At 71.1% G+C, this 26,246-nt stretch carries 18 protein-coding genes; 10 read left to right on the plus strand and 8 right to left on the minus strand.

From position 1 onward, the window contains the following. Positions 1 to 32: 32 nt before the first annotated feature. Genes recD through recC form a run of 3 tightly spaced genes read right to left on the minus strand, consistent with a single transcriptional unit; the run spans position 33 to position 8,385 of the window. Positions 33 to 1,844 (minus strand): exodeoxyribonuclease V subunit alpha, encoded by a 1,812-nt coding sequence (gene recD / locus JAP66_RS21630; protein ID WP_199433650.1) that lies wholly within the window; start codon positions 1,842 to 1,844, stop codon positions 33 to 35. Further along, positions 1,841 to 5,119 carry a UvrD-helicase domain-containing protein gene (locus tag JAP66_RS21635; RefSeq protein WP_199433651.1) on the minus strand — a complete coding sequence of 1,093 codons (3,279 nt, stop codon included), beginning with the start codon at positions 5,117 to 5,119 and terminating at the stop codon, positions 1,841 to 1,843. Before JAP66_RS21635 ends, recD begins: the two co-directional genes overlap by 4 nt. Then, positions 5,116 to 8,385, minus strand: coding sequence for an exodeoxyribonuclease V subunit gamma (gene recC, locus JAP66_RS21640; protein WP_199433652.1), 3,270 nt, complete (start codon positions 8,383 to 8,385; stop codon positions 5,116 to 5,118). The genes JAP66_RS21635 and recC overlap by 4 nt, the downstream gene beginning before the upstream one ends. A gap of 792 nt (positions 8,386 to 9,177) precedes the next feature. Here recC and hisS point away from each other — a divergent pair. Then, the gene (gene hisS, locus JAP66_RS21645; protein WP_199433653.1) at positions 9,178 to 10,464 is read left to right on the plus strand and encodes a histidine--tRNA ligase; all 1,287 of its coding nucleotides are present in this window, start codon (positions 9,178 to 9,180) and stop codon (positions 10,462 to 10,464) included. Positions 10,465 to 11,740: 1,276 nt separating this feature from the next. Here the strand turns inward: hisS and JAP66_RS21650 are convergent. Further along, complete coding sequence (locus JAP66_RS21650; protein ID WP_235999233.1) at positions 11,741 to 12,664, minus strand: LysR family transcriptional regulator; 924 nt, start codon at positions 12,662 to 12,664, stop codon at positions 11,741 to 11,743. A gap of 102 nt (positions 12,665 to 12,766) precedes the next feature. Between JAP66_RS21650 and JAP66_RS21655 the strand changes: the two genes are divergently transcribed. The 5 genes from JAP66_RS21655 to JAP66_RS21675 all read left to right on the plus strand — a co-directional run bounded on the left by JAP66_RS21655 (position 12,767) and on the right by JAP66_RS21675 (position 18,256). Continuing rightward, entirely contained in the window at positions 12,767 to 13,933 is a 1,167-nt protein-coding gene (locus JAP66_RS21655) for a 2-methylaconitate cis-trans isomerase PrpF family protein (RefSeq protein WP_199433655.1), read from the plus strand. A 13-nt stretch (positions 13,934 to 13,946) separates the two neighbouring features. Further along, a complete protein-coding gene (locus JAP66_RS21660; protein ID WP_199433656.1) occupies positions 13,947 to 15,074 on the plus strand; it encodes a type 2 periplasmic-binding domain-containing protein in 1,128 nt (375 codons plus the stop codon). 105 nt (positions 15,075 to 15,179) lie between these two features. Continuing rightward, the gene (locus tag JAP66_RS21665) at positions 15,180 to 17,198 is read left to right on the plus strand and encodes a tripartite tricarboxylate transporter permease (RefSeq protein ID WP_199433657.1); all 2,019 of its coding nucleotides are present in this window, start codon (positions 15,180 to 15,182) and stop codon (positions 17,196 to 17,198) included. A gap of 3 nt (positions 17,199 to 17,201) precedes the next feature. Further along, positions 17,202 to 17,741, plus strand: coding sequence for an AbrB family transcriptional regulator (locus tag JAP66_RS21670; protein ID WP_199433658.1), 540 nt, complete (start codon positions 17,202 to 17,204; stop codon positions 17,739 to 17,741). Beyond that, positions 17,738 to 18,256 (plus strand): AbrB family transcriptional regulator, encoded by a 519-nt coding sequence (locus JAP66_RS21675; RefSeq protein ID WP_199433659.1) that lies wholly within the window; start codon positions 17,738 to 17,740, stop codon positions 18,254 to 18,256. Before JAP66_RS21670 ends, JAP66_RS21675 begins: the two co-directional genes overlap by 4 nt. 22 nt (positions 18,257 to 18,278) lie before the next feature. Here JAP66_RS21675 and JAP66_RS21680 read toward each other — a convergent pair whose 3' ends face one another. After that, positions 18,279 to 18,977 (minus strand): GntR family transcriptional regulator, encoded by a 699-nt coding sequence (locus tag JAP66_RS21680; RefSeq protein WP_199433660.1) that lies wholly within the window; start codon positions 18,975 to 18,977, stop codon positions 18,279 to 18,281. An 87-nt stretch (positions 18,978 to 19,064) separates the two neighbouring features. Between JAP66_RS21680 and tcuA the strand changes: the two genes are divergently transcribed. The 4 genes from tcuA to argS all read left to right on the plus strand — a co-directional run bounded on the left by tcuA (position 19,065) and on the right by argS (position 24,218). Continuing rightward, complete coding sequence (gene tcuA / locus JAP66_RS21685) at positions 19,065 to 20,543, plus strand: FAD-dependent tricarballylate dehydrogenase TcuA (protein WP_199433661.1); 1,479 nt, start codon at positions 19,065 to 19,067, stop codon at positions 20,541 to 20,543. Then, positions 20,533 to 21,612 carry an isocitrate/isopropylmalate dehydrogenase family protein gene (locus JAP66_RS21690; protein ID WP_199433662.1) on the plus strand — a complete coding sequence of 360 codons (1,080 nt, stop codon included), beginning with the start codon at positions 20,533 to 20,535 and terminating at the stop codon, positions 21,610 to 21,612. Before tcuA ends, JAP66_RS21690 begins: the two co-directional genes overlap by 11 nt. Before the next feature lie 80 nt (positions 21,613 to 21,692). Further along, the gene (locus tag JAP66_RS21695; protein WP_199433663.1) at positions 21,693 to 22,337 is read left to right on the plus strand and encodes a dihydrofolate reductase family protein; all 645 of its coding nucleotides are present in this window, start codon (positions 21,693 to 21,695) and stop codon (positions 22,335 to 22,337) included. A gap of 129 nt (positions 22,338 to 22,466) precedes the next feature. Next, the gene (gene argS, locus JAP66_RS21700; protein WP_199433664.1) at positions 22,467 to 24,218 is read left to right on the plus strand and encodes an arginine--tRNA ligase; all 1,752 of its coding nucleotides are present in this window, start codon (positions 22,467 to 22,469) and stop codon (positions 24,216 to 24,218) included. A gap of 360 nt (positions 24,219 to 24,578) precedes the next feature. Here the strand turns inward: argS and JAP66_RS21705 are convergent, their stop codons facing one another. The 3 genes from JAP66_RS21705 to JAP66_RS33240 are packed head-to-tail and all read right to left on the minus strand — an operon-like array spanning position 24,579 to position 26,024. Further along, complete coding sequence (locus JAP66_RS21705) at positions 24,579 to 24,716, minus strand: hypothetical protein (RefSeq protein ID WP_199433665.1); 138 nt, start codon at positions 24,714 to 24,716, stop codon at positions 24,579 to 24,581. A 45-nt stretch (positions 24,717 to 24,761) separates the two neighbouring features. Then, positions 24,762 to 25,217, minus strand: coding sequence for an SRPBCC family protein (locus JAP66_RS21710; RefSeq protein ID WP_199433666.1), 456 nt, complete (start codon positions 25,215 to 25,217; stop codon positions 24,762 to 24,764). Positions 25,218 to 25,220: 3 nt separating this feature from the next. After that, the gene (locus tag JAP66_RS33240) at positions 25,221 to 26,024 is read right to left on the minus strand and encodes a metalloregulator ArsR/SmtB family transcription factor (protein WP_372448998.1); all 804 of its coding nucleotides are present in this window, start codon (positions 26,022 to 26,024) and stop codon (positions 25,221 to 25,223) included. Positions 26,025 to 26,246: the final 222 nt, after the last annotated feature.

The following is a 26,246-nucleotide window of genomic DNA, read 5'->3' on the forward strand; positions in this document are numbered from 1 at the left end:
GCGTGCGCCCTCACGAGGGTGACCAGCCGTCGTCACCGCCCCAGGCCGGAGGCGCGCAGCGCCTGGCGCCCCACGGCGGCCCGCACGGCGGCCTCGCTGCCGATGATCCGCACGCGGCGGCGGGCCCGCGTGATCGCCGTGTACAGCAGTTGCCGGGTGAGGATTGCGGAGGTCTCCTCCGGCAGCACCACGGACACCGTCTCGTACTGGCTGCCCTGGCTGCGGTGCACCGTCATGGCGTAGACGGGCTGGACGGCGGCGAGCCTGCTGGGGTGGACCAGCAGCGGTGTCGCACCGCGGTCGAACACCGCCAGGTGGCCGTCGCCCCGCTCGACGACGACGCCGGTGTCACCGTTGCTGAGCCCGGCGTCGTAGTCGGTTTCGGTGACCAGCAACGGCTGGCCCGGATACCGGCGGTCCGGATCGAGAACGCGCCCGCACGCCTCGCCGGTCCACGTGAGCGCCTGGCGGGACCAGCGGCCCACGCCGTAGGCACCCCCACGATGCGCGCACAGCAGCCGGTGCGCGTTGAGCGCGTCGAGCGCGGCCGGGATGTCACCGCGTTCGGCGGCGTCGATGAGCGCGAGGCCGGTCGCGGTCACGTCGGCGCGTACCTCGTCGACGTCCTCGGGGTCGTGGAGGGTGACGCTGCCGTCGCCCGAGCGAAGGACGGCCACGGCCTCGTCGGCGGCGCCGCGGCGGACGGCATCGGCGAGCTCGGCGATGGAGCCGGTGAACCGGTGGCCGTCGCGCAGGCGGACCACCGCGCGGCCCAGTTGCTCACGTTCGATCCCGGCCGGTGGCACCAGCCGGGCGAGATCCGGGTTGGCGGGACGAGCCGACGGGCGGGCGACCAGGTCCGCCAGCACGGCGCCCGCGTCCACCGACGCGAGCTGGTCGGGGTCACCGAGGAGGACCAGCCGGGTCTCGGGACGCAACGCCTCCACCAGGCGCGCCATCATCGTCAGCGACACCATCGAGGTCTCGTCGACCACCACGACGTCGTGGGGCAGCCAGTTGTGCTCATCGTGGGTGAACCGGCTCCGGCTGTCGCGCCGCGGTCCGAGGAGGCGGTGCAGCGTGGTGGCCTCCAGCCCGTCCGGCAGCCCGAGCTCACCCGCCTGCTCGGTGATCGACTCCTGCAGCCGGGAGGCGGCCTTCCCGGTCGGCGCGGCCAGCGCGATCCGCAGTGTGGGCCCGTGCAGCGCGTACAGCAGCGCGAGGATGCGCGCCGCCGTGTGGGTCTTGCCGGTCCCGGGACCGCCGGCGACGATCGTCGTCCACTCGGTGGCGGCGAGCGCGGCGGCGACGCGCTGCCGGTCCGGTCTCCGGCCGCCGCCGGGGAAGAGGGCGCCGAGCACGTCCGCCGCGATGTCGAGGTCCACGGCAGGGCGCCTGCGTTCCCGCTCGGCCAGCACGGCGCGGACCGTATCCTCCTGCCGGTGGTAGCGGGTCAGGAACAGCAGTGGCCCGTCCTGACCGTCCACCAGGGTGAGCGGCGTGAGGGGGCCTGCGGCGCCGCCCGTCACGAGCGGGCTCCGGCGCAGGTCGCCGGCCAGCCGCGCCGGGTCCGGCCACGGCAGGCTGTCGGCACTGTTTTCGGCACTGCTGTCGGCACTGCTGTCGGCGGCCAGGTCGGGCAGCCGGTCCAGCTCGACGCACACGGAGCCGAGCCGCAGCGCCCGCACGGTGAGCGCCACCGCCAGCAACACCATCTCGTCGCCCTCACCGGCGAGCTTCCCGAGCCGGTAGGCGACGTGCACGTCCGCCGGGGCGAGCACCCCCGCGTCTTCGAAGGTGCGCAACGCGCCGGTCGCCCGCAGGGTGGTCAGCGGCTCGGTCATGAGCCCGCCAGCAGTTCGGACAGTTCCGTGACGAGCGCGGGTGGCGGCCGCCACGCGAACACCCCACAGCCGGGCGGGGTCTGCGGGCCGATCATGCCGCGCACGAACAGGTATCGGGCACCGCCGAGGTGCCGGTGCGGGTCGTAACCGGGCAGGCGCCACCGCAGATACCGATGCAGCGCCACGAGATACAGCAATGCCTGTAGCGGATAGTGGGCGCGCGACATCTCCGCGGCCATCGCCTGCTGGCCGTAGTGCGCCGCGTCGAGGGGTCCGGCACCGAGCCTGTTCGTCTTGTAGTCGACGACGGTGAACTCGGGGCCCTCCGGCCCCTGGCGGCGCACCACGGCGTCGATGCTGCCGGTGAGGAAACCCCGCAGCGGCGGCGGGGTCAGCATGGCGAGCTGGTCGGGATAACCGGCGAGCGGATCGTCGGCGGGCAGGTGCCCGCGAACCAGCTCCGCCATGCCGGACACGGTCACGTGCGTCGCCACCCCGAACTCGAAGTCGAGCTCGGCGAGCCGATCGGCCGGGGCGACGTCGGCGAGCGTGCCGCCACCGAAGGGAGTGCGCAACACCGCGGTCAGCGCGGCCGCCAGCGCCTCAACGTCCACACCGGACAGACGCCGGACAGTGGCCTCGGCGGCCTCGGCGCAGCGCCGTCGCACCTCGGCGGCCAGGTCGGCGGCGGAGGTGTCGACGTGTTCCAGGATCGTGTGCACCAGCGTGCCGAACTCCGGACCGGAGGGCAGCTCGTTCATCAACGACGCCGTCACGCTCCCGGGCCGCGGCTCACCCGCTGCCACCGGTGGTGTCTCCGGCTCGTCGACGGTGACCTTCTCCTCCACCTCGCTGGCGGCCCCCGGCGTCACGTGCGCGGCCGCGGTGAGCGCGCTGTAGGAAGCGCGGCGCCAGCTCAGGTCGAGAGAACGGGTGAAGGGCGCGACGGCCAGCTCCCGCTGTGGTTCGCCCGGCTGCTGCCGGCGGCGCCGGGCGGGCGTGGCCGGGACGGGCTCCACCGCGATCGTGCCGTCCGCCGGCCTGGCCCACTCCGCGAACCGTCCGGCCAGGTCCGCGTCGCCGGGGACCGGTGCCGTGCCGGGCGGTTCGGCATGGCCGCCGTCGCGGCCGAAGAGCAGCCGGTGCAGCGGGCCGCCCTTGGTGTTCACCGTCGGCGCCCACCACGCGACCACCCGGCACATCGCACGAGTCAGTGCGACATACAGCAATCGCAGGTCCTCGCCCGCCTCCTCCACCTGGTGCCGCACCTTGCGCTCGGCGTACCCGGCTCCACCGCGCCCCCCGACGTCGCGCACGCGCCGGCGGTTCTCGTGCAGGAGCAAGGACTCCACATCGGACGGTTTGCCGCCGTCCCAGCCGAACGGCAGGTACACCACCGGATACTCCAGCCCCTTCGAGGCGTGGATGGTCACGATGTGCACCGCCGCACTGTCGCGGTCGAGCATCCGGCTGCGATCGGCCGAGGTGACGCGCTGCTCCTCGGTCGTCCGCGCCGACAGCCAGCGGATCAGTGCGGTCAGGCCGAGCGACTGTGTCGCCGCCGCGCGGTTGAGCAGCTGCGCGAGGTGCCGGATGTCGGTGAGCATCCGCCCGCCGCCGTCCACGCCCAGGATCCGCTCGTCCAGCCGGGTCCGGCCGGCGAGGCGTTCCGTCATGGCCGCCACGCCCGCCTGTGCGAAGGTGCCCGCGAGCTCGCGCAGCAGCCCGGCCAGCTCGGCGACCATCTCATCACCGCCCGTGTCGAGCTCCGCCGCGGTCGTCCCGATCAGCGGGGTGAGCGCGGCCAGCCGGACGCGGGCCGGGCGGTGCGGGTGTTCGAGTCCTTGCAGCAGCCGCAGCCAGGCGTCCGCGGCGGGGGTCGCGAACACGCTCGTACCGCCCGCCAGCACACAGGCCACACCGGCGTCGTGCAGCGCGTCGCGGACCAGGGCGACCTGGGTGCGGTTGCGCACGAGCACCGCGATGTCGCTGGGCGCCAGCTGGCGCTGCGTGCCGTCGGCAGCCAGCGCGGGGCGGCTCTCCAGCAGGGTGACGACGTCGTCGGCGAGGTCGGCCGCGATCCGGCGGCGCACGGCGCCGACGGCAGGGAACCCGGCCTTGTTCCGCGGCCCGCAGCCGGTGCGGTCCAGGTAGCGCAGCCGCAGCGGCGCCGCGCCCGGCAGTCGTTCGCCGGGACCGGCGGGCGCCACCGGTTTGGCGACGATCTCGGGATGGCCGAGCGCCGCGCCCGCGTACACCCGCTCCAGCGCGGTGAGCAGGCCGCCGTCGCTGCGCCAGTTGACCTCCAGTGCCAGCCGGTGATCGGCCGTCCGCACGGCGTCGAGGTAGGCAAGCACCTCGGCGCCGCGGAAAGCGTAGATGGCCTGCTTGGGGTCGCCGACCAGGATCATGGTGACGCTGCCGTGGAAGGCCAGCCGCAGCACCTCCCACTGGACGGGGTCGGTGTCCTGGAACTCGTCGACCAGCACCACGCGGTAGCGCTCGCGGATCCGGCGGCACGCGGCCGGGCCGTGCACCGGGTGCGCGAGGGTGTCCCGGAGCAGCACGAGCAGGTCGTCGAAGTCGCGGACCCCGCGCAGGCGTTTGCGCCGCCGCACCTCGGCGCGGGCGGCTTCGGCGAAGGCGACCCGCCGGCCCGCCACCGTGCCCGCCCCGGCTTCGGCCGGCGCCAGGCGCGCCTGGCCGTCCCTGATCGCGGCCAGCGCCGCATCCCGCGCCTGCGGCAGCGGCAACTGCGCCTCATCGGCGTCGCGATACCGCTCCAGGTAGAGGTCGGAGATCACCTCCTCGGCGATGTCGTCCACCGACTCGACGACCACCGCGTCGGGCTCGCGCTCCCCGGCGATGCCGAGGCTGTCGAGCATCCGCTGGCAGAAGCCGTGCGTGGTGGCGATGGTGGCCGCGTCGAAGTCCGACACCGCGCGCAGCAGCCGAAGCCGCCGCGCCCGCACGGTCTCCTCGTCCCCACGGGCCAGCCACGCCACGAGCTCATCGTCGTCGCCGCGGGCCCGTCCGGGATCGGCGAGGGCGGCCGCGGTGGCCACCAGGCGGGCGCGGGTGCGTTCGCGCAGTTCGCGGGTGGCGGCGCGGCCGAAGGTGACCAGCATCAGCTGCGGCAGCTCTGCCACGCCCTCGGCGAGGTAGCGGGTGGCCAGTCCCGCGATGGCGTAGGTCTTGCCGGTGCCCGCGCTGGCCTCGATCACCGTGCTGCCCGTCGGCAACGGCCCGGTCAGGTCGAACCGCGCGGCGTTCACAGCGGCCTCACCTCCTCGGCAGCCAGCAGCGGGTCCCACACGCGGCGGGCGAGCGCGCCGAACCGGGACGTCTCCCCGGACCACCGCTCGCCGGCGCGGGGCGGGGCCTCCCACATCCGCTCGAACGGAACCTGGTCGCCGCGCACGAAACGGACGGCGTCGTCGGCGTCGTCCCCGGGCACCGTCGCCGAGCCTGCCCACACCGCCGCCGCGTCGGTGCGCGCCTCCTCGGCCTCCATCCCGGCGAGGCGGCGGCTCGCGTAGCACTCGGACGTCTTCGGAGCCAGCGGCAGCGGCTCGGTCATCCCCCGGTCGTAGACGTCCACGAGCTGCGCCAGCACCGCCCGCGGGTCCGCGGGCGCCGTGAGGGTCGAGCCTCGCGCGGTCGGCGCCTCCGTCTTGGCAGGACCGATCGTGACCGCCCGCCACCCCGGGTCGCCGGTGGAGGCGGCGACCGCGAGCAGCCGCGCCCACGCGGCGAGCCGCTGCCGCGGTGACAACGCCGAGTACGAGGCGTTGAGCAGCACCGTGCCACGCACCCCCGGGGCCGTGCCCGTGAGGCGACGGCCGCCACCGAGGTCGACCGAGACGTCGGTGGTCCCCGCGCTCTCCGTCAGATACGGGGCCGCGGCGTCCCGGACCACCTCGACGCCGCGCGCGATGGTGTTCACGGTGCCGGCGCCGAGCCGCCCCGCGGGCAGCGTGCCGCGGCGCAGTTCGGCCTGGCAGAGGTCCGGGATGGCGGCGCCGGCCAGTGCGGCCGACAGCATGCGGTTGCCGATGTCCCAGCGGGTGAGCCCGTCGATCCGCAGCGGCAGCGCGTCGTCGATCTCGTCGGCAGGGCCGGGCAGCGTGACGCCCAGACGCTGCCGCAGGAACGCCCTTGCCGGGTTGCTCAGGAACGCGACCAGGGCATCCAGCTCGACATCGGTCCGGTCGAGGGCGGGTAGCGGTGCGGGAAGGAACGGCGGCCGCGGTCGCGGATTCCGGGCGGCCCGCGCGGCCGCGAACGCGTGGGGGTCGAAGCTGAACGGGCCGGGGGCGGCGAAGTTGGCCTGGTCGAAGGGTTGCAGCGGCTGCCGGGTCACCACCGCGGCGGGCTCGGTGACGGTCGCCTCCACGGCGTCGATGAGCTCGGCAAGGGGCGCCGCGGGCGGGCGGGTGGCGCCGGTGACCGGGTCCGCGCCCGTGTAGCAGACGAGGAGGTGGTCGGTGGCTGCCAGGACGGCGTCGAGCAGCAGCTGCCGGTCCTCGCTGCGTGGGTCGCGTTCCCCGAGGCAGGGGTCGCGGGCCAGGATGTCGTCCCCGCCCGCGCGCCCCGCGCGGGGATAGGTGTCGTCGTCCAGGCCGAGCAGCGCGACCACCCGGTGCGGCACCGACCGCATCGGCACCAGCGTGCACACCGTCGCCTCGCCGGTGCGGAAGTTCGCTCGGGTGGGTCGAGCGTCCAGGCGCCGGGCCAGCAGGGACCGGACGTCCGCCAGCCGCAGCCGCGCCTCGCCGGCGTGCTCGGTGGCCGTGGCCAACTCCCTGCCCGCCTGCATCCGCTGCCAGGCCGCGTCCGGCGGGACGTCGGTGAGCAGGTCGAGCGCTCTGCCGAGCACCGACGTCCACTCCCCCGCGGGCTGCTGCCCGGTGAGCCGGGCCAGCACCGAGGCGAGGCGGTCGACGAACTCGGCGAACCGGCCGGCCAGGTCCACGTCGCTCGAGTCCACGTCGTCCAGCGGCAACGCCAGGCCGAGCCATTCGAGGCCGGTCTCGTCCGCGGCCACACCCAGCAGCAGCCGGTCCAGTGCGGTGGCGAAGGTGTTCTGCCGGACCTGCCCGAGGCCGTGCGCGGCGCGCTGCCGCTCACCCAGACCCCAGCGGGCCCCTGCGGTGACGGTCCACGTCCGCACCGTCTCCAGGGAGTCGCCGGTGAAGCCGAACCGCCGGGCCACCGGCTCGCTCGCCGCCAGGTCCAGCACCTCGCTGGCCGTCACCCGCCCGTCCGCCAGGCGCAGCAGCGTCGCCACGGTCTCCAGCAGCGGGTTGGTGCGGGCCAGGCCGCGGTCGGCGAGCCGGACCCGCAGCCGGTGCCCGGGATGCTCGCCGCCGTCCGGCTGCCCGAACGCCGCCGTGATCAGCGGGGCGAAGCTGTCCACGTCCGGGCACATGACGATGATGTCGCGCGGCTGCAGGGTCTCGTCCTCGGCGAGCAGCCGCAGCAACGCCTCGCGAAGCACCTCCACCTGCCGGGCCGGGCCGTGGCAGGCGTGGACCGTGATGCTGCCGTCGTGCGGAACCTTGCCCGTCACGCCCGGACTGCGCTCCTCGGCGATGTCGGCCCGAACGGCCGCGAGCGTTCCCTTTCCGGGGCTCGGACCGGGATGGTGCACGGGGGTGCAGCGGTTCCGCAGCCGGTGCTGCAGCTCCCGGACGTCGCGGGACAGCCCGGCCAGCAGTGGGTTCCGCAGCTGGAGGGCGCTGTCGTCGCCGGCGCGCCGCGGCGGGGCGGGACGCTCGGCGAGGCTGTCCCACATCGCCGGGCTCGGATGGGTGAGCCACAGGTGGACGTCGCGGTGGACGGCGAGCGCGTCGAGCACCTCGAGTTGCGCCTGGGGCAGCCGGGTGGCCCCGAACAGCGACACCCGCTCGGGCAGGTCCACCAGCCCGGGCTCGGCGGCCAGCCGCCGGCAGGTCACGCCCAGACGTTCGGCGGGGCTCGGTGTTCCGACGCGCTCGCGCAGTCGTCGCCAGAGCTCGACCTGCCACGCCAGGTCGCCGTCGACGGGGGTGCCCGCGCCGTCGGAGTCGCCACCGGCCGCCCAGTCGGCGAGCATGGCGGGGCGGTTCTCGCCGTAGTCGGCGAACAGGCGGGCCAGCGCCTCGGCGGTGCTGTACCGGCGCCCGCGGCGGTGCGAGTCCGCCGCCTCCCCCGCCCCGAGATGGTGCGCCAGCATCGCGCACCACGGCTCGCCGAGGGATTCGTCGATGACGTCCAGCAGCGTCCAGACCAGCCGCCCCTGCGCCCACGGGTCGTCCTCGGGGTCGAGGCCCTGTGCCATGGCGAGCGTGTCGGCGACCAGCCGGTTCGGATGCGGGAACGCGATGTTCGCGGCGATGCCGAGGGATGCCGACAACCGCTGCGCGAGCCACCGCTCGACGCCTCTCGCCGGCACGGCGACGACGTCCGGAACGAACGGGTCCGCCGGGACCGCGCGCAGCACGCCGGCCAAAGCGTCGACCAGGGCGTCGGCGCTCTCCGCGCGGTGCAGCGTGAACACCGCTCACCTCCGCTCGCGTCACGACCTCTGTCAGGTGCTCCGGAAGCCGCCCGTGTCCCGGTCCAGGCCCACGGCGAACGCCGGCTCACGGGCCGGCCCGGCTGGGCGATCGACGCGTGACACTACCGTCGGCTCCGGCCGGCAGCTCGGACGGTTCGCCCACCCACGAGCCCTAGAGGCGCTTCCGCGCTCCGGAACCCGACACATGCAGCAGGCTGCGCTCCCGCGCCCAGGAAGGCGCGGGCATCGTGCCTGGTCACCCCTCGTGAGTGCGCACACGAGTTAGAACACTGTTACGCACTCACGACCGGTGACCTGCGGAAACAGTGCGTCGTGGTCCGTCCCGGCAGGTTCGAAGACCGCCTCCCACGCGTGGAGTCACCGGCATTCCCGAGCGTCGGCAGACCGCCGGGCACGGTTCGGACGCTGCGCTCGGGTTGTGAGTCATGGCCGTTCGTTCGGCCGCGAAGTCCACCGGGTTTCCGCCGAATCGTGCCATGACCGGTGCAGCTCTCGGCTTCAGCATTCGGTGGGTACGTGGGCCGCCCGGATTCGCGGGCTGAGCCGTGCGGAGATGGGTGATGGTGTCGAGAGCGCGTGTATCTCCGCGGGGACCTGGCAGCCGCGGCAGTCCCCTCGTCGCCCTGGTGGGGTATCGCTCCGGTTTCCCGTCGTGCGGAACTGCTCTCCGGCCATCCCATCCGGTCTCGGCTGACCGTCGTCCCGGTGGTCCTCGCGTGACGACTACTGTGGGGTGTTCCGATACCCGACAGTCATCGAAGGACCTCCGCCGTGGGCAAGTACCTGCCGACTGAACCGTACCGAGGCACCCGCGACTTCTTGCCAGAGGAGATCTCGGTCCGGCAGCAGGTCTTCCATCGGCTGTACGAGGTCATCGAGGTCTTCGGCTATCAACGGTATGACGGGCCGATCCTCGAGCCCACGGACATCTATGAGGCGAAGAGCAGCCGGGAGATCGTCGAGCAGCAGCTGTACACGTTGACCGACCGGGGCGGTCGGCGGCTCGCGCTGCGCCCCGAGATGACACCCTCGGTGGCGCGCATGATCGCGGGCAACCTTGGGCGGTTGACGTTCCCGGTGCGCTGGTACTCCCACCCGAACTGCTTCCGCTACGAACGCCCCCAGCGTGGGCGGTTACGCGAACACTGGCAGATCAACGTCGACCTGTTCGGCTCCCCCTCCAGCGCTGTCGAGATCGAGTTCATCGAGCTGATCCACGCCATGATGGCCGCGTTGGGCGCGACGCCGGACATGTACGTGCTCAGGATGAGCGACCGCGTGCTGCTCAACGCCATCTTCACCGAGATCCTCCGGATCCCCGCCGACCAGACCCGTCCCGTGGCCGGCCTGCTCGACCGGTGGGAAAAGTACCCCGAGGACAAACTGCGAGCCGACGCGGCAGAGATCGGCCTGACCGATGTGCAGTTCACCAGGCTGGGTGAAGTCGTGCAGGCCGGCGAGGCGATCGTGGCGGAGCTTTCCGATGAGGCTCGCGCCGGCTCGAAGCTGGTCGAGGTCATGAACACTCCCGCCCACGACCTGATCAAGGTCGACCCGCTGATCGTCCGCGGATTCGACTACTACACCTCGACCGTGTTCGAGGTTTTCGACGCAAGCCCGGACAACCGGCGCAGCCTGTTCGGCGGCGGCCGGTACGACAACCTCGTGGGCCTGTATTCCTCCCAGCCGGTCGCCGGGTTCGGATTCGGCATGGGCGACGTCACCCTGATGGACTTCCTGACCACGCACGGCCTCCTGCCGGAGCCTGCCAACAAGGTCGACGCCGTGGTGATCCCCACAGCCGAGGCGCTGTTCGAACCTGCCCGCACCGCGGCCGCCGAACTGCGCGCAGCGGGCGTGCGCACCACGACACCACTGGAGTCCGCGAAACTCGGCAAAGAGATCGGGCGCGCCGACAAAGCGGGCGCACGGGTCGTCGTGATCATCGGTGAACAGGACTACGCCGAAGGCATGGCGACCGTCCGTGACCTTCTCACCGGCGACCAGGAACGCGTACCACTCGACGAGGTGACCAACGCGGTGAAAAAGACGCTCTGAGAGGCACCGGCCATAGCCGGGACCATCCACCTTGAGCGGATGCCGTCCGCATGCCCACCCGATACTTTGCGAGTAGCCGAGCACAACGCTGACGAGAAGGCGGGAACCTGGGGACAACAGGCACACAGTTCATCCAGGGCGTGGCGGAACGCGGAATCCCGGACCAGTGGCAGCGCCTCGGCTGGGTCCTGGCCTACGACGGCGCCATCTCGACACACATCGTGCGAGCGGTCAAAGAAGCACACGAATCCGACAGCGCGGAAGCCCGCGAACTGGTGTTTCGACTGTGCGACGAGAAGCTGGACAACCTCGCCGAAGCGCGCCAACTGATCGCCACCAAGATGGCCGAACACGACAACACCGGCAAGTGGGTCAGACTCGACACCGTCGTCAGGCAGGCGAACGTCGAGCAGTTCATCGAAGAACTACGACCCCATTTCGGCTTCCACCCGTTTCCGATTGTCCTGGAATCCTTCAGATTCAACATCAACTACATCAAGGACAACGGGTTCCGATCCTTCTACAGGATGACTGACGACTACCTCGCGCACATCGAAGGGCTTACCCGCAGCGGCCGGGCCTCGTTTGAAGCACGCGAGGGAACAGAACACTTCCCGCCATTCTGGCTGTTCAACTCGACCTCAACAGCATCGAGGTTCCCACCCACTGCGATGTCTGCCGGATCGTCATCACCTACGCGGAACGCCCCCTGGAAAGTACACAGTAGAGCCACCGGAGCGGGCGGGTGGTCGTGGACGCCAAACGTGCGGTCACTGCCGCTAGTCGGCCTGCAGCGCCGCTCCGATGGCTCCGGGTCTACGGGCCTCGCGATCCCCGCCACTGACTCCGCGGGCAGATTGGGGCTCTGGCAACTCGGGCGGTATGAGAGGCACGGCAGATCTTCAATGCCTTGGCTCTGCGAGTACGGCGAGGGCACCCCGCCGTGTCCAAGGGGGGAGTGCGTTTGCCCAGCGCCCGCCCGGGCAGACCAGCGTGATGCCCGCTGCCTGCACTCAGTGAGATCGGCTACCCCGAGATCGCCGCGCGGATGGCTCCGTGGACGCGGCCGGACGTTTCTCCATCGCGCGATCCGCCGGAGTTTTGCACAATGTGACCGGCCCGAGCCGGCTCGGGCCGGACGAGTGCCGCGTAGACACGACGGCCGATGCCTCCAGCCGACACCGTCGGTCCCGCACGACCCTCGACCTGGTGCGGCAGCCGAAACGTACGCACAGCACCCCTGCCCTGCACCGCCGTCAGGTGAACGTCGGCTCGCTCACACGCCGGCCCGCCCGCTGCGGCCGAGGTCGAGGATGACGTCCGCCATCGCCTGCTCGGCCGGGGTCTGCGCGCGCGAAGCCAGCCGGGCGAGCAGGATGCGACGGCTCGGCGCGTAGCCGTCGAGCCGCAGCACCCGCACGTCGGCACGTAGGTTCGCCAGCGCCAGCCTCGGCGCAAGCGCGATGCCCATGCCGACGGCGACCATCGCCTGGGCCTCCTGGTAGTCGTTGGCCTCGAAGGCGACCGACGGTTCGAAACCGGCGGCGTGCGCGGTGCGGGAGAGCACCTCGGCCACCGGGTGGTTGTCGCCCCGGATGATCCAGCTCTCCTCGGCCAGCTCACTCACGTCCACCGAGATCCGGCCCGCGAGCCGGTGCGACGCGGCCACCACGAGCGCGGTCGGGTCCTCGGTCACGATCTTCAGTTCGAGCGAGTCCGTGGTGACGCGCGACCACTCGTACTCCCACAGGAACGCCAGCTCCACGCTGCGCCGGTCGAGCAGGTCGAGCAGCTGGCTCAGCCGCGCGCTGTGCACCGACAGCCGCACCCCCGGGTACGCGCGGCGGTACCCGGTGACCGCGAGCGGCAGCAGCGACGAGGCGACCGTCGGAAACGTGCCCAGCCGCAGCGACCCCTCGCGCAGGCCCGCGATGTCGTCGAGCCGCACCTGCAGCGCCTCGAGATTGCGTTCAATGGCCAGCGTGTGCTCCACGATGACCCGGCCGGCCTCGGTGAGGCTCACACCCCGATGGTGCCGGTCGACCAGCGGTTGCCCGACGTCACTCTCCAGCCGGCGGATCTGCTGGGAGATCGCCGACGGCGTGTAGGCGAGCGCCGCCGCCGCCGAGGTCATGGACCCGTGACGGGACACCTCGGCGAGCAGCCGCAGCCGGGTCAGGTCGAGAGCTGCGTTAAGCATGGCTTCATTCTGCATGTACGAATTGGCGCTTGTGCTTACCCCAGCGCCTGGACACTATGGGCACGCAAAACGCGTTCAAATTGTATTCAATGTGAGGTAGCCGTGCGTGTTCCTGCAGTGCTGATGCGGGGAGGAACCAGCCGTGGCCTGTTCTTCCACGACCGAGACCTCCCGGCCGAGAGAGCCGTGCGCGACGCCTTCATCCTCGCCGCCTACGGCAGCCCCGACACCGACCGTCGGCAGGTGGACGGGATCGGCGGGGCGACGTCGAGCACCAGCAAGGTCGCCGTCATCTCCGACGGCACCCAGCAGGGCGTCGACATCCTCTACGAGTTCGGGCAGGTGGCCATCGACCGGGCACTCATCGACCGCCGCGGCAACTGCGGCAACCTCTCGTCGGGAGTGGGCCCCTTCGCGGTGGACGAAGGGCTGGTCGAGCCCACGGAGCCGGTCACGCACGTGCGGATCCTCAACGTCAACACGGGTAAGGTCATCGTCGCGCACGTGCCCACCCGGGGTGGGCGGTTCGACCCGGTCGGGGACTTCGCCGTCCCCGGCGTGCCCGGCACCGGCTCACGGATCCGGCTGGACTACGAAGATCCGGCGGGCGCGGTCACCGGCTCGCTGCTGCCCACGGGCAGCGAACACGACGAGCTGACCGTTCCCGAGCTGGGCACGATCCCGGTGTCGCTGGTGGACGCCGCCAATCCGCTGCTGTTCGTGCGGTGGGACTCCCTCGGTCTGAAAGGGACGGAGAGCCCCGACGAGATCGACTCCGACCCGGCGCTGCTCGCCCGCATCGAGGCGGTGCGCTCGCACGGGGCGGTGCTCGCCGGGATCGCGGAAACACCGGAGGAGGCGACCGCGCACGCGCCGTCGGTGCCCAAGCTGACGTTCGTCGGCGCGCCGCGCGACTACCTGCTCGCCGACGGTGCCCTGCAGAACGCCGGAGACACGACCGTTCGGGCCGCGATGATGTCGATGGGTAGGGTGCATCGGTCGTATGCGCTCACGGGTGGCATCTGCACGGCTGTCGCGGCCTGCATCCCCGGAACGCTGGTCGCCGAGGCGGCCGGTGGCCCGAGCGGCGAGTGCCACATCGGACACCCTGCCGGCGTGCTGCCGCTGAGCGCCGACGTGCGACGGGAGGACCGCGGGTGGCGGGTGGCTTCGGTGACCGGGTATCGCACCGCCCGGCGGCTCATGGAGGGCACCGTACTGGTGCCCGGCCCGTGGCTGGACAACCAGCTCGATGTCGTGACGCAATAAGGAGGCACAGAGCATGAAACGGACAACGATGTTCGGATCTCGGGCCAAGGCCGTCGTGGCGACGATGGCCGCGCTCGGGCTCGCCGCCGGATGCGCGAACCCGCAGGGACTGGGTAGCGGCGGAAGCGAGTCCTCGTCGGAGATGCCGGCCAGGACCGAGCTCGTCATTCCCTATTCCGAGGGCGGCGGTACCGACACCTGGGCCCGGTTCCTGGCCCCGTACCTGGAGAAGCACGTCGAGGGCAACCCGGCCTTCACGCCGAAGAACGTGCCGGGAGGCGAGAGCATCACCGGCTCCAACCAGTTCGTGCAGAGCGGTGGCACCGACGGCAGCCAGGTGCTGGTCACCTCCGGCACCACGTACTTCCAGGCACTGCTGGGCCGCAGCGAGGTGCAGTTCGACTTCACCAGGCTGCGCCCGCTGATCCTCAACGGCACCGGCGGCGTCATCTACGCGTCGCCGAGCACCGGCATCCGGTCGGCCGGGGACCTGGCCGACCTGAAAAAGCCGCTGACCTACGGCGGCATCAGCGCCACGGGCCTCGACCTGACGATGCTGCAGGCCTTCGACGTGCTCGGCACCAAGCTCGACGCCACGTTCGGCTTCGAGGGCCGCGGCCCGGCGCGACTGGCGTTCGAGCGCGGTGAGGTCAATGTGGACTACCAGACCACATCGGCCTACCTGACGCAGGTCAAGCCGCTCGTCGACGACGGCAAGGCAGTGCCGCTGATGTCGTTCGGCATGTTGAAGGACGGCGAGATCGTGCGCGACCCCAACGTGCCCGACCTGCCGACCGTGGAGGAGGTCTACCGGCAGTTGCACGGCAAGGCGCCGAGCGGCGAGGCATACGAGGCGTACCGGGCGTTCCTCGTTCCGGGCTACGTGTACCAGAAGGGCCTGTGGGCCAACGAGGGCACGCCCGATCCGATCGTCCAGTCCTACCGGGACGCCGCCGACAAGATCAGCAAGGATCCGAAGTTCGCCTCCTCCAGTGAGGAGGTGCTCGGTGGCTACCCGCTGTACTCCGGCGAGGAGGCCGAGGAGGAGTTGCAGGAGGCCTTCCGGATCAAGCCGGAGGTCCGCGAGTACACGTTGGACATGCTGAAGAAGTCGTACGACGTCACGCTCGAAGGCAACTGACGCTCCGCCACCGCTGCCGGTGAGCGGCGCCGCGGGCAGCCGCCCGCCCGCCGCCCGCCGGCGGTGGTGCGCGAAAGCGCCCTGCCTCCCGGTAAAGGACACTCCATGCTCGACGCGGCACTGAGCGCGCTCGGCGCTCTGCTCGACCCGACAACGCTGGCCTTCCTGGTCGCCGGCGTGCTGGCCGGCCTGGTCATCGGCATCATCCCGGGACTCGGCGGCACCGGGGCGGTGGCCATCCTGCTCCCGTTCGTCTTCATCATCGAGCCGCAGCAGGCGCTCGCCCTGATCATCGGTGCGGTGGCGGTGGTGCACACTTCCGACACGATCTCGTCGGTGCTCATCGGCATACCCGGATCGGCGTCGGCGACCGTGCTCATGCTCGACGGCCACGAGATGGCCAAACGCGGACAGGGCGCCCGCGCGCTGTCCATCGCGTTCCTGGCCTCGATGGCGGGCGGTCTGCTGGGCGCCGTCGGGCTGACGCTGTCGATCCCGCTGGCCCGCCCGCTGGTGCTGAACTTCGGCTCGCCCGAACTGTTCATGCTGACGGTGCTCGGCATCTCGCTCGCGGCGCTGCTGTCCAGGGGCAACATGCTCAAGGGCCTGATCGCCGGCGCGTTCGGCCTGTTGCTGGGCGAGATCGGTGCGGCACCCGCGGCCGCCGACTACCGGTTCACCTTCGGCACCCTGTTCCTCAACGAGGGCCTGGACCTCGTGGCGGTGGCGCTCGGGATCTTCGGCATCGCCGAGGTGGTGTCCCTCGTGGCTCGCAAGACCAGCATCGCGTCCGGATCCGGCATCGGCTCCGGCTGGGGCACGGGCCTGCGCGACGTGCTGCGGCACTGGACGCACGTGCTCCGCGGTGCCTTCGTCGGCATCTGGGCGGGTGTGCTGCCCGGTGTCGGCGCGACGGCCGGCACGTGGATGGCCTACGGCCAGGCTCGTGCCACCGCCCGCAGGAAGGGCAAGAACAAATTCGGCAAGGGCGATCCGCGGGGCATCATCGCGCCGGAGAGCGCCAACAACAGCGTCGAGGCGGGCGATCTGATCCCCACGCTGTTGTTCGGCATCCCCGGTGGCGCGCCCGCGGCACTGCTGCTCGGGGCGCTGCTGGTTTTCGGCATCGAGCCGGGCCCGCGCATCATCACCGACCACCTCGACATCATCTACACCATCGTCTGGTCCTTCGCGCTGGCGAGCGTCATCGGTGCGGCGCTGTGCTTCCTCCTCAGTTTCCCGCTGGCCAAGCTCAGCTTCGTGCGGTTCCCCGTGCTCGCGGGCGGCCTCGTCGTGATCCTGTTCACCAGCGGGTTCCAGGAGTCGCAGCAGATCGCGGTGCTGCAGGTCATGCTGCTGCTCGGCGCCATCGGCTGGGCCATGAAGTCGACCGGCTTCCCGCGCGCGCCGTTCCTCATCGGCTTCGTGCTGAGCGTGCCGCTGGAGCGCTACTACTACCTCACCGCGAACCTGTACTCGTTCTCGGAATGGGCGCTGCGGCCGGGTGTGCTCGTGATGGCCGCCGTGCTGGTGATCCCGCTGGTGCTGGCCGCCGTGCGCTGGGCGAGGGCCCGCGCCGCGCGGACCGGTGCGGAGCCCGTGGCTGGCGCGGCCGGGGACACGCCCGCGGACGAGGACGACGGCGAGCCCGAAGGCACGCAGGCGCCCCCCGCGTGGACGCTGGCCGTCACCGGCGGGTTTCTCGTGGTGTTCGCCGGTGGGTTCCTGCTCGCCCAGGGCTACAGCGAGAAGGCGCGGCTGGTGCCGACGCTGGTCTGCCTGCTCGGGGCGGCGCTCGCGGCACTCGCGCTCGCGGTCCAGGTGTACACGCGGCGCCGCGCATCCTCCGACGAGGTGCGGGTCACGGCGTGGCGGGAGGAGCTCGGCTGGGTCACGCGCGCGTTCGCGTGGCTGGTCGCGTTCATCGCACTCGTCTACGTGCTCGGCCTGGTGCTGGCCGCGCTGGTGTTCGTGCCGGTGTTCCTGTGGAGGGTCGCCCAGATGCGGCCCCACGCGATCGCCACCTACACGGTCGTGCTGCTCGGCGTGCTGCTGCTGTTGCAGCGCTTCGCCGACATCGCCCTGCCCGTCGGGTACCTGACACCCGCGATACTGGTGGCGTAGCCGGTGAACCGTTCCGCAGGACACGGCTGGTGGGCGGACGCCGGCCGGCTCGCGCAGCTGCTGGCCGGTGCGGTCGCCGGAGCCGCGGTGTTCACCCTGCTGCGCATCCCTGCGGCCGTGCTCGTCGGCTCGGTCGTGGGCAGCGCTGTCGCCAACCGGGTCCGCGCGGGCGCGTTCCAGCACCGGGCGGTCGGCAAGGGCATCCGCACGGTGGCGCTCGTCGTACTCGGCTCCGTGGCGGGCGCGCGGCTCGACGCCGCCACGATGCACACGATCGGCCATCTCCTGCTGCCGCTGGCCGCCGGGATCGCGCTGCTGCTCGTGCTGGAGGCCGGGCTCGCGGCGCTGCTCATCACCCGCTACCGCATGGACCCGGTGACCGCGGTGCTGGCGTGCGCACCGGGCGGGGTCAGCGAGATCGCGCTGACGGGCGCGGACCTCGGCGCGCGCATGGGCGTCGTGCTCGCCGTGCACGTGACGCGCGTGCTGGCCGTGGTGCTGGTGGTGCTGCCCGTTCTGGTCGCCTGGTCGGGCTCGTCGTGAACGCCGGTGTGGTGATCGTGCTGGTGTGCGGCGCGGCGGGTGCCACGCTGGCTTGCCTGCTGCGCCTGCCGTTCTGGCCGCTGATCGGGTCGATCGGCGGGGCCGCGACGGCCCGGCTTGTCGCCGGTGTGGAGCTCGACGTGCCGGTCCCGTGGCAGGTCGCCGCACAACTGCTCGCGGGCACGGTCGTCGGCCTGGCGATCGAACCGGGGATGCTGCGGGAGCTGCGGACCGTCCTGGCGCCCGGGCTGATCGTGGTGCTCGCGGTGATCGGCCTCGGCGTCGGCTGGGGTGTCCTCATCGGACACCTCGGCACGGCCGACGTTGCCACGGCCGTCTTCGGCATGGTGCCCGGCGGTGTCGGCGAGATGCTCGCGTCGGCGACGGCCGTGGGAGCGGACACGGCCGTGGTGGCGGCCATGCACATCGCGAGGCTGGTGGTGGTGCTGTCCTGCCTTCCGCTGCTGATCCGGTTCGCGCGGGCCTTCGCGAGGCGGTGGGACGATGCCGGCTGAAACGACCGTGTGGCGCTCGCCGTCACTCTCCGAGCATCACCGCGAGGCGGATCTCCCGCGCGCGCCGCATGTGTGCCTTGGCCACCTGCTCGGCGCCCGCGCCGTCGCGCCGCTCGATGGCGCGGACCACGGCATCGTGCTCGGACAGGACCTCCTCGGCCCGGCCGGGGTGGCCGAGCGTGGACGCGGGCAGCCTGCGCACCGCGTGCTCCACCTGGCCGAGGAACCGGCCGAGGTAGGAGTTGCCGGTGGCGTCTCGCAGTGCGCGGTGCCACTCCAGGTTCAGCCGGGACAGCCGCGGCGTGTCGGCCTCGGCGGCCGCGGCCTTCATCCGGGAGCCGATCTCGTCGAGCCGCTCGACCAGCCCCGACGGGCAGCGGACGGCGGCCAGCCGCGCGGCGAGCCCCTCCAGATTCTCCCTCACCACGTACAGCGCGAGGACGTCCTCCAGCGACAGCGGCGCCACCGTGGTGCCGTGGTGGACGGTCTTGATGACCAGGCCCTCGTCGGCGAGCCTGCGCATCGCCTCACGGACCGGGGTGCGGCTCACCTCGAACGCGCCGGCGATCTCGTCCTCGCGCAGCCACGTCGTCGGGGTGAGGAAGCCGTCGAGGATGGCCTCGCGCAGCGCGTCCGTGACCGCGTCGGTCGTTCGCCCCCGTTGCGTTCCCGGCACGAGGTAGCGCCGGAGGTCCTTGCCGTGGTTACGCGCCGTGGTCACGGCGCACACGATACCTGCGGCTCGCCGGTCGTCGGCAACTTGAGTACGAAGTATCCAATATTGAATGCAATCTGAATGCGAGGAGTCATGCAGTCTCGGAAGGTGATCGTCGTCGGGGCCGGTAACGCGGCGCTCTGCGCGGCTCTCGCGGCGCGAGAGCAGGGAGCGGAGGTGCTCGTGCTGGAGCGGGCGCCCAAGCCGCTACGCGGCGGCAACACCGCTTTCACGGCGGGCGCGATGCGAGTCGCCTACGACGGCGTCGAGGACCTCCGCCGTTTGATGCCCGATCTCACCGACGAGGAGATCGCCAGGACCGACTTCGGGGCCTACCCCGCCGAGTCCTTTCTGGACGATCTGGCCCGGGTGACCGAGTACCGCACCGATCCGGACCTGGCGGCGCTGCTCGTCGAACAGAGCATGCCCACCCTGCGCTGGATGGCGGGCAAGGGGGTGCGGTTCGTTCCCATCTACGGCAGGCAGGCCTTCAAGGTCGACGGCAGGTTCACTTTCTGGGGCGGGCTGACGGTCGAGGCCTCCGGCGGCGGGCCCGGGTTGGTGGAGGCGCTGACCAGGGCCGCCGAGCGCGAGGGCGTGCGTGTCGAGTACGGCGCCAGGGCGGTGTCGCTGCTGCACGACAGCGGTGGCGTGCACGGCGTCACGATCCGGCAGAACGGGCAGATCCGCGACGAGCGAGCCGATGCGGTGGTGCTGGCCAGCGGCGGCTTCCAGGCCAACACGGAGATGCGCACCAAGTATCTCGGGCCGGCGTGGGACCTGGCGAAGGTGCGCGGCACCAAGTTCAACACCGGTGACGGCATCCGCATGGCGCTGGAGGCCGGGGCCAGCCCGGTCGGCAACTGGTCCGGCTGCCACGCCGTCGGATGGGAGCTGAACGCGCCCGAGTTCGGTGACCTTTCGGTCGGCGACCACTTCCAGAAACACAGCTATCCGTGGGGCATCATGGTCAACGCCGACGGCAGGCGCTTCGTGGACGAGGGCGCCGACTTCCGCAACTACACCTACGCCAAGTACGGGCGGCGCATCCTGGAGCAGCCGGGGCATTTCGCATGGCAGGTCTTCGACCAGCAGGTGAGCCACCTGCTGCGCGACGAGTACCGCATCCGCCAGGTCACCAAGGTCACCGCGCCCACGCTGGAGGAGCTGGCCCGCAAACTCGACGGCGTCGACGTCGAGGGCTTCCTCGCGGAACTGGCCGCCTACAACGCCGCCGTCGGCACGGACACCCCGTTCAACCCCAACGTCAGGGACGGGCGGCGCACCCACGGGCTCACGGTCGACAAGACCAACTGGGCCAACCGGATCGAGCAGGGCCCGTTCGAGGCGTACGCGGTGACGTGCGGGATTACGTTCACCTTCGGCGGTGTGCGGATCAACACCGGCGCCGAGGTGCTCGACACCGACCTCTCCCCCATTCCCGGGCTGTACGCGGCGGGAGAGCTCGTCGGCGGCATCTTCTACTTCAACTATCCCGGCGGCAGCGGCCTCACCAACGGTTCGGTGTTCGGCCGGATCGCGGGCACGGGGGCCGGTGCGCATGGCGCCTGAACAGTCCGGCCGCGAGCTGAGCCTCGCCGTGATCCCCGGTGACGGCATCGGCCCCGAACTCGTGGAGAGCGCGCTGACGGTGCTGCGCGCCGTGGCGCAGCGCCACGGGATCACCCTCGACGTCCGCGAGGAGCCCGCGGGGGCGGAGCACTACCGGCGCACGGGCCGGGCCGTCGATCCGGGCGCCCTCGACCGGCTGGCCGCCGCGGACGGAGTGCTCAAGGGCCCGGTGGGCCTTCCGGATGTCCGCCGGCCGGACGGCACCGAGGCCGGGCTCCTCGGCGGCGTGCTGCGCACGGGGCTCGACACGTTCGCCAACATCCGGCCCGTGCGGCTGCTTCCCGGCGTTCGCAGCGCGACCCGGCACGAGCCGGGCGACATCGACTACGTCCTCGTCCGGGAGAACACCGAGGGTCTGTACGCGTCGCGGGGCGCCGGCGTGGTGGCCCGCGACGCCGCCGCCGACCAGCTCCTGGTGACCAGGACCGGGACACGGCGGGTCGTGCGGCACGCGTTCGAGCTGGCCCGGGGGCGAGCGGCGGGCCGTAGGGAGGCGCGGCCGCAGGTGACTTGCGTGGACAAGAGCAACGTGCTGCGCAGCTTCGCGCTGTTCCGCTCGGTGTTCGACGAGGTGGCCGCAGGCTACCCGGACGTCACCGCCGGTCACCTCTACGCCGACGCGGCCGCGCACGAGCTGGTCGCCCGTCCGGAGCGGTTCGACGTGCTGGTGATGGAGAACTTCCTTGGCGACATCCTCAGCGACCTGGCCGCCGCAACCGTGGGCGGGCTCGGCATGTGCGGTTCGGCCAACATCGGCGAGCGGGCCGCCTACTTCGAGCCCATCCACGGCAGCGCCCCGTCCCTGGCCGGGCAGGGGCTGGCGAACCCGACGTCGCAGCTGCTCAGCCTCGTCCTGCTGCTCGAGCACACGGGCCACGACGCCGCCGCGGCGGCCGTGCGCACCGCCGTCGAGCGCGCCTACGCGGACGGAGCGATCGAGCTCACCGCCACCGGCTCACCGGCGGCGGGCACCGCCTCGGTCACCGCTGCCGTGCTCGACCGGTTGTGAAGCTTGGTCACGGATGGCAGCGATGAGTTCTTCCGGCCCGGCGAGTCTTACCATCGTCATCGAAAGCACAGGAGGAACACGTGGGTCAGCTGCTGAAAGTCCAGAACTTCAACGTCTCCAGCGACGGGATCGGCGCCGGTGAGGACCAGAGCCTCGAAAAGCCGTTCGGCCACGTCAATCCCGGGAACCTGTTCGCCTGGGCGGGCGCCACGGCGAGCTGGCCCAACCGCACCGACCCCGGGGGCACCCGCGGCCTCGACGACTACTTCACGCGGGACTTCGCGCACAACATCGGCGCCGAGATCATGGGGCGCAACAAGTTCGGGCCCCAGCGCGGGCCCTGGAAGGACCACGAGTGGCGCGGCTGGTGGGGTGAGGAACCCCCGTTCCACACCCCGGTGTTCGTCATGACCCACCACACGCGTCCTTCGTTCACGCTCTCCGACACCACGTTCCATTTCGTCGAGGGCGACCCGGCCACGGTCCTCGAGCAGGCGCGGGAGGCGGCGCAGGGCAAGGACGTCCGGCTCGGCGGCGGGGTCACCACCATCCGGCAGTTCCTCGACGCCGACCTCGTCGACACCATGCATGTGGCGGTGTCGCCGGTGGAGCTCGGGTCCGGGCTGCGCCTCTGGGAGTCGCCCGACGAGCTGCTCGACCGGTTCCACCTCGAGGTCGTGCCCAGCCCGAGCGGCGTGACACACCATCTGTTCTGGCGAAAGTGACAGGAGGGCCGGCGGCGGTGGTTCGCCGGTTCCCACTGGCTGCGAAACTGGAAGCGAGCACGCATGTCCGTAGAAGGACATAGCCAGTACATCGCAATGCGTTGCGCCGGGAGCATGGAGGTCAGGTAGGTGCTGCACGGGGATGTGAGTGTCGAGCTGGGGCGCCGGGTCGCCACCGCGCTCAAGACGGCGCTGGATGTCGACATCACCCCCGCCGAGGCACTGGTTCGACCGTCGAACCGGAGCGGAACCGACTACCAGTGCGACGTGGCGATGAGCCTGGGCAAGCGACTCGGCCGGGCGCCGCGGGAGGTCGCGACCGACATCGTGACCCATCTCGACGCCGGGGATCTCGTCGAGACGTCCGAGATCGCCGGCCCCGGCTTCATCAACCTGGTCCTCCAGCGCACCTGGCTGGAACAGCACGCCACCGCATTGCTGGGCGACGACCGGCTCGGCGTCGCACGGACCGAGCGGCCCCGCCGGTTCGCGATCGACTACAGCAGCCCGAACGTGGCCAAGGAGATGCATGTCGGGCACCTGCGCTCCTCGATCATCGGCGACGCGATCGCCCGCCTGCTGCGGTTCGAGGGTCACGAGGTCGTCCCGCACAACCATCTCGGCGACTGGGGCACCCCGTTCGGGATGCTGATCGAGCATCTCGTCGACGAAGGCTGGACCGCCGCAGCCGGTCACGATGGACACACGATCAGCGACCTCAACGGCTTCTACCAGGAGGCGCGCAAGAAGTTCGACGCCGACCCGGACTTCGCCACCCGCGCCCGCGGGCGCGTCGTGCTGTTGCAGGGCGGGGACGAGCAGACCCTTGCGTTGTGGCAGCAGCTGGTGGACGAGTCGACCCGCCACTTCGACAAGGTCTACGAACTGCTGGGCATCGACCTCACCCACGAGGACATCCACGGCGAGAGCTTCTACAACCCCTACCTGGCCGAGGTCATCGACGAACTCGAGGCCAAGGAACTCACCGAGATCAGCGATGGCGCGGTCTGCGTGTTCCCGCCCGGCTTCACCAACCGTGACGGCGACCGCCTGCCGCTGATCATCCGCAAGAGCGACGGCGGGTACGGCTATGCCACCACCGACCTGGCCACCGTCCGCTACTGGACCCGCGAGCGCGGTGTTACCGACCTGCTGTACGTGGTCGGCACTCCGCAGGCCCAGCACTTCGCGATGATCTTCACGGCCTCGCGGCAGGCCGGCTGGCTCACCAACGAACACCGCGCCGAGCACATCGGCTTCGGATCGATCCTTGGTGAGGACGGCAAGACCATCCGTACCCGCGCCGGTGGCTCCGTCAAGCTCGTCGAGCTGCTGACCGAGGCGATCGACCGGGCAGCTGCGATCGTCGCCGATCGCAGCGAGCTCGGCGACGAGGAACGTCACGCGGTCGCCCGCGCGGTCGGGATCGGCGCGGTCAAGTACGCGGACCTCTCCGGCGACCGGGAGCGGGACTACACCTTCGACTGGGACCGCATGCTCGCCATGGACGGCAACACCGCCGTCTACCTCCAGTACGCCAACGCGCGCATCCTGTCCGTCCTGCGCAAGGCCGGCGAAGCCCCCGCCCCCGGCACCCCGGTGACCCTGGTGGAAGCGGCGGAACGCGACCTGCTGCTCAAACTCCTGCAACTGCCCGCCGCGGTCACGTCGGCCACGGAAACCTACCTGCCGCACCGCCTGTGCACGTATCTGTACGAGACCGCCACCGCGTTCACCGCCTTCTACGAGCGCTGCCCCATCCTCGCCGACACCACACCCGAGGACCTCCGGCGTTCGCGCCTGGTGCTGGCACAGCTCACCTCGAAGGTCCTGACCCTGGGGTTGTCCCTGCTCGGCATCGGCACCCCCCAGCGGCTGTAGCCGCTCGCGGCCCCCGGGGGCAGGTGCGAAGAACGTGCGGTGTCCACAGCGAACCACCGACGTCGACGCGCGCGAGTCCCTCGACCACGGCGATGACCATGATGTCCGCAACCAATGCCCAGTCGACCCACCGCCGTTCGCCCAGCCACCCTGCGAGTGCGGGACCAAGCGTGTATCGGTCCAATGTAGGGAGGCAACGGGCGGATACGGACGCGCAGCCGACAACCGCCGTCCCGAGGCCACCGCGACACGGCACGGCGCCGATGAGGCTCAGCAGCCCTGCTGCGCGACGCGCCGTCCCGGTGACAAGCCGCCGGGAACGCCGTGATCGTGTCGGTGGCAGCGATCAGGAGGCGAGTGTCATGCGGGCTCGTTGATTTGGTGCCGGAGGAACGGCACCTGCGCGGTCTCCCATTGCTTGAGCACATCCGCGTTCGTCATCGTCGAGCACCGGCGGGCCCGGCATCGGCTGCCCGAGCAGGCGACGATTCTGTTCATGGCGCTGGGGTATCGGCCGGTCCGCCCGTCTTCCTCCCGAATGCTCTAATGGCCGCCCTGCCCGCCGTTCTCGAGGCGTTCCTTCACAGCACGAAGGTTCGTCGGCATCTCGTTGCGCGCTTGCCGACGCACGGCGAGCGGCACCAGCAGCTTGCCGATGCCGTGGCCTTCGAAGTCGACATCGATGGTCAACTGTGATCGACGCTGCTCAACCGGCTCCACGGTCACGTTCACGACCGCCCGGACAGGGCCGTCAATCCCGCGCACACCCCACCTGCGGGGCGGGGAGATGTGGGTGACCTCGGAAGTGACCGCCCGCTCGGCGAAACCGATCCGTCGGGTGGTCAGGCATTTCGTACCGGCCGTGGTCGGACCATCCGTGTCCATGTGTCCGCCGACGACGTTGCGTTGCCATTCGAAGAAACGTGCAGGGTCGGTAACGTAGGCGAACACTTCCTCCGGTGGCCGGTCGACCTCGATGGTGGTGCTGATCGGAGCCACGGGTCATTCCTCTCGGCCCAGCAGCTCGGCGAAGCGCTGCAGATACAGCGGCCAGCCGCCCTCGCCTCCGACGCCCTCACTGATCCCCTGCCAGCCTTCGCCGTGCCGGTCGATGTGGCGGTGTTCGAGTTCCACCCGTGTCCGCCGAGGGGTCTCCGCGACGAATCGCACCTCGACCTCGCTGGTTCTGTCCGGGTTCGATTCGACCTGCCAACGGAGGTCGAGGTCCCAGCTGAATATCACGCGATGAGGGGGGTCGTAGGCAAGTACGCGCGCCCACCGGCACTCGCTGCCGTCGACCGCGCGGTCATAGATGTGACCGCCCACCCGTGGCTCGAACACCGTCTCGGCCAGTTCCACGCCGATAATGTTGTGCTCCGGTGGCTTGAAATCACCGAACCGCTCGGTGAACACCGAGAATGCACGTTCGATACCCACCTCGACGATGATCTGCCTCCGGACCGAGGCCTGTTCTGTCCGTGTCGTCATGACCTTTCCCTCCTCGTCGCGCTCGGCGGCCTGCTTGTAGCCCGCCAACGTCCGTGTCCAGAACCTGTCGAGTTGCCCCCGAAGCGCCGCGACTCCTTCCGGGTCGACCCGGTAGACCCGGCGGTTGCCGACCGGTTCGTCCGATACAAGGCCGGCGTTCTTGAGCACCTTGAGGTGCTGCGATACCGCAGGCCGACTGATGGGAAGGCCTGCGGCCAACTCGCCGACCGTCTGAGCACGGTCGGCCAGGCGCTCGAAGATCGTGCGCCGTGTCCGATCACCGAGCACACTCCACTCGTCGGGTTCGTAAGTCTCCACTAACGGTCAGTCTGTACTTACCAACGAGCGCTGTCAACATGCTGGCGAGCTCGGAGTGGCACCGCGCTGTGTGCGCGTCGCGCCCTACAGCGGGAGGTGCATGTGGCAGGTCCGGGGCCAGCACCCGCCTCCGCTCGCGATGAACGACGAAACGCCCAGCCGGGGCACTCCGGCCTTGCCCTGGAAAGGCAGATGTGAAACAGTGCGTTGGCACTGGGTGAC

This window comes from Qaidamihabitans albus, from assembly GCF_016464705.1.
GTDB lineage: Bacteria > Actinomycetota > Actinomycetes > Mycobacteriales > Pseudonocardiaceae > Qaidamihabitans > Qaidamihabitans albus.

Excerpts from the sequence above, each read along its gene's own strand:
- JAP66_RS21650 (WP_235999233.1), bottom strand. The coding sequence starts at position 12,664 with ATGCTTAACGCAGCTCTCGACCTGACCCGGCTGCGGCTGCTCGCCGAG.
- JAP66_RS21690 (WP_199433662.1), top strand. The coding sequence starts at position 20,533 with ATGGCGCCTGAACAGTCCGGCCGCGAGCTGAGCCTCGCCGTGATCCCC.
- JAP66_RS21665 (WP_199433657.1), top strand. The coding sequence starts at position 15,180 with ATGCTCGACGCGGCACTGAGCGCGCTCGGCGCTCTGCTCGACCCGACA.
- recD (WP_199433650.1), bottom strand. The coding sequence starts at position 1,844 with ATGACCGAGCCGCTGACCACCCTGCGGGCGACCGGCGCGTTGCGCACC.
- tcuA (WP_199433661.1), top strand. The coding sequence starts at position 19,065 with ATGCAGTCTCGGAAGGTGATCGTCGTCGGGGCCGGTAACGCGGCGCTC.
- JAP66_RS21660 (WP_199433656.1), top strand. The coding sequence starts at position 13,947 with ATGAAACGGACAACGATGTTCGGATCTCGGGCCAAGGCCGTCGTGGCG.
- JAP66_RS21705 (WP_199433665.1), bottom strand. The coding sequence starts at position 24,716 with ATGAACAGAATCGTCGCCTGCTCGGGCAGCCGATGCCGGGCCCGCCGG.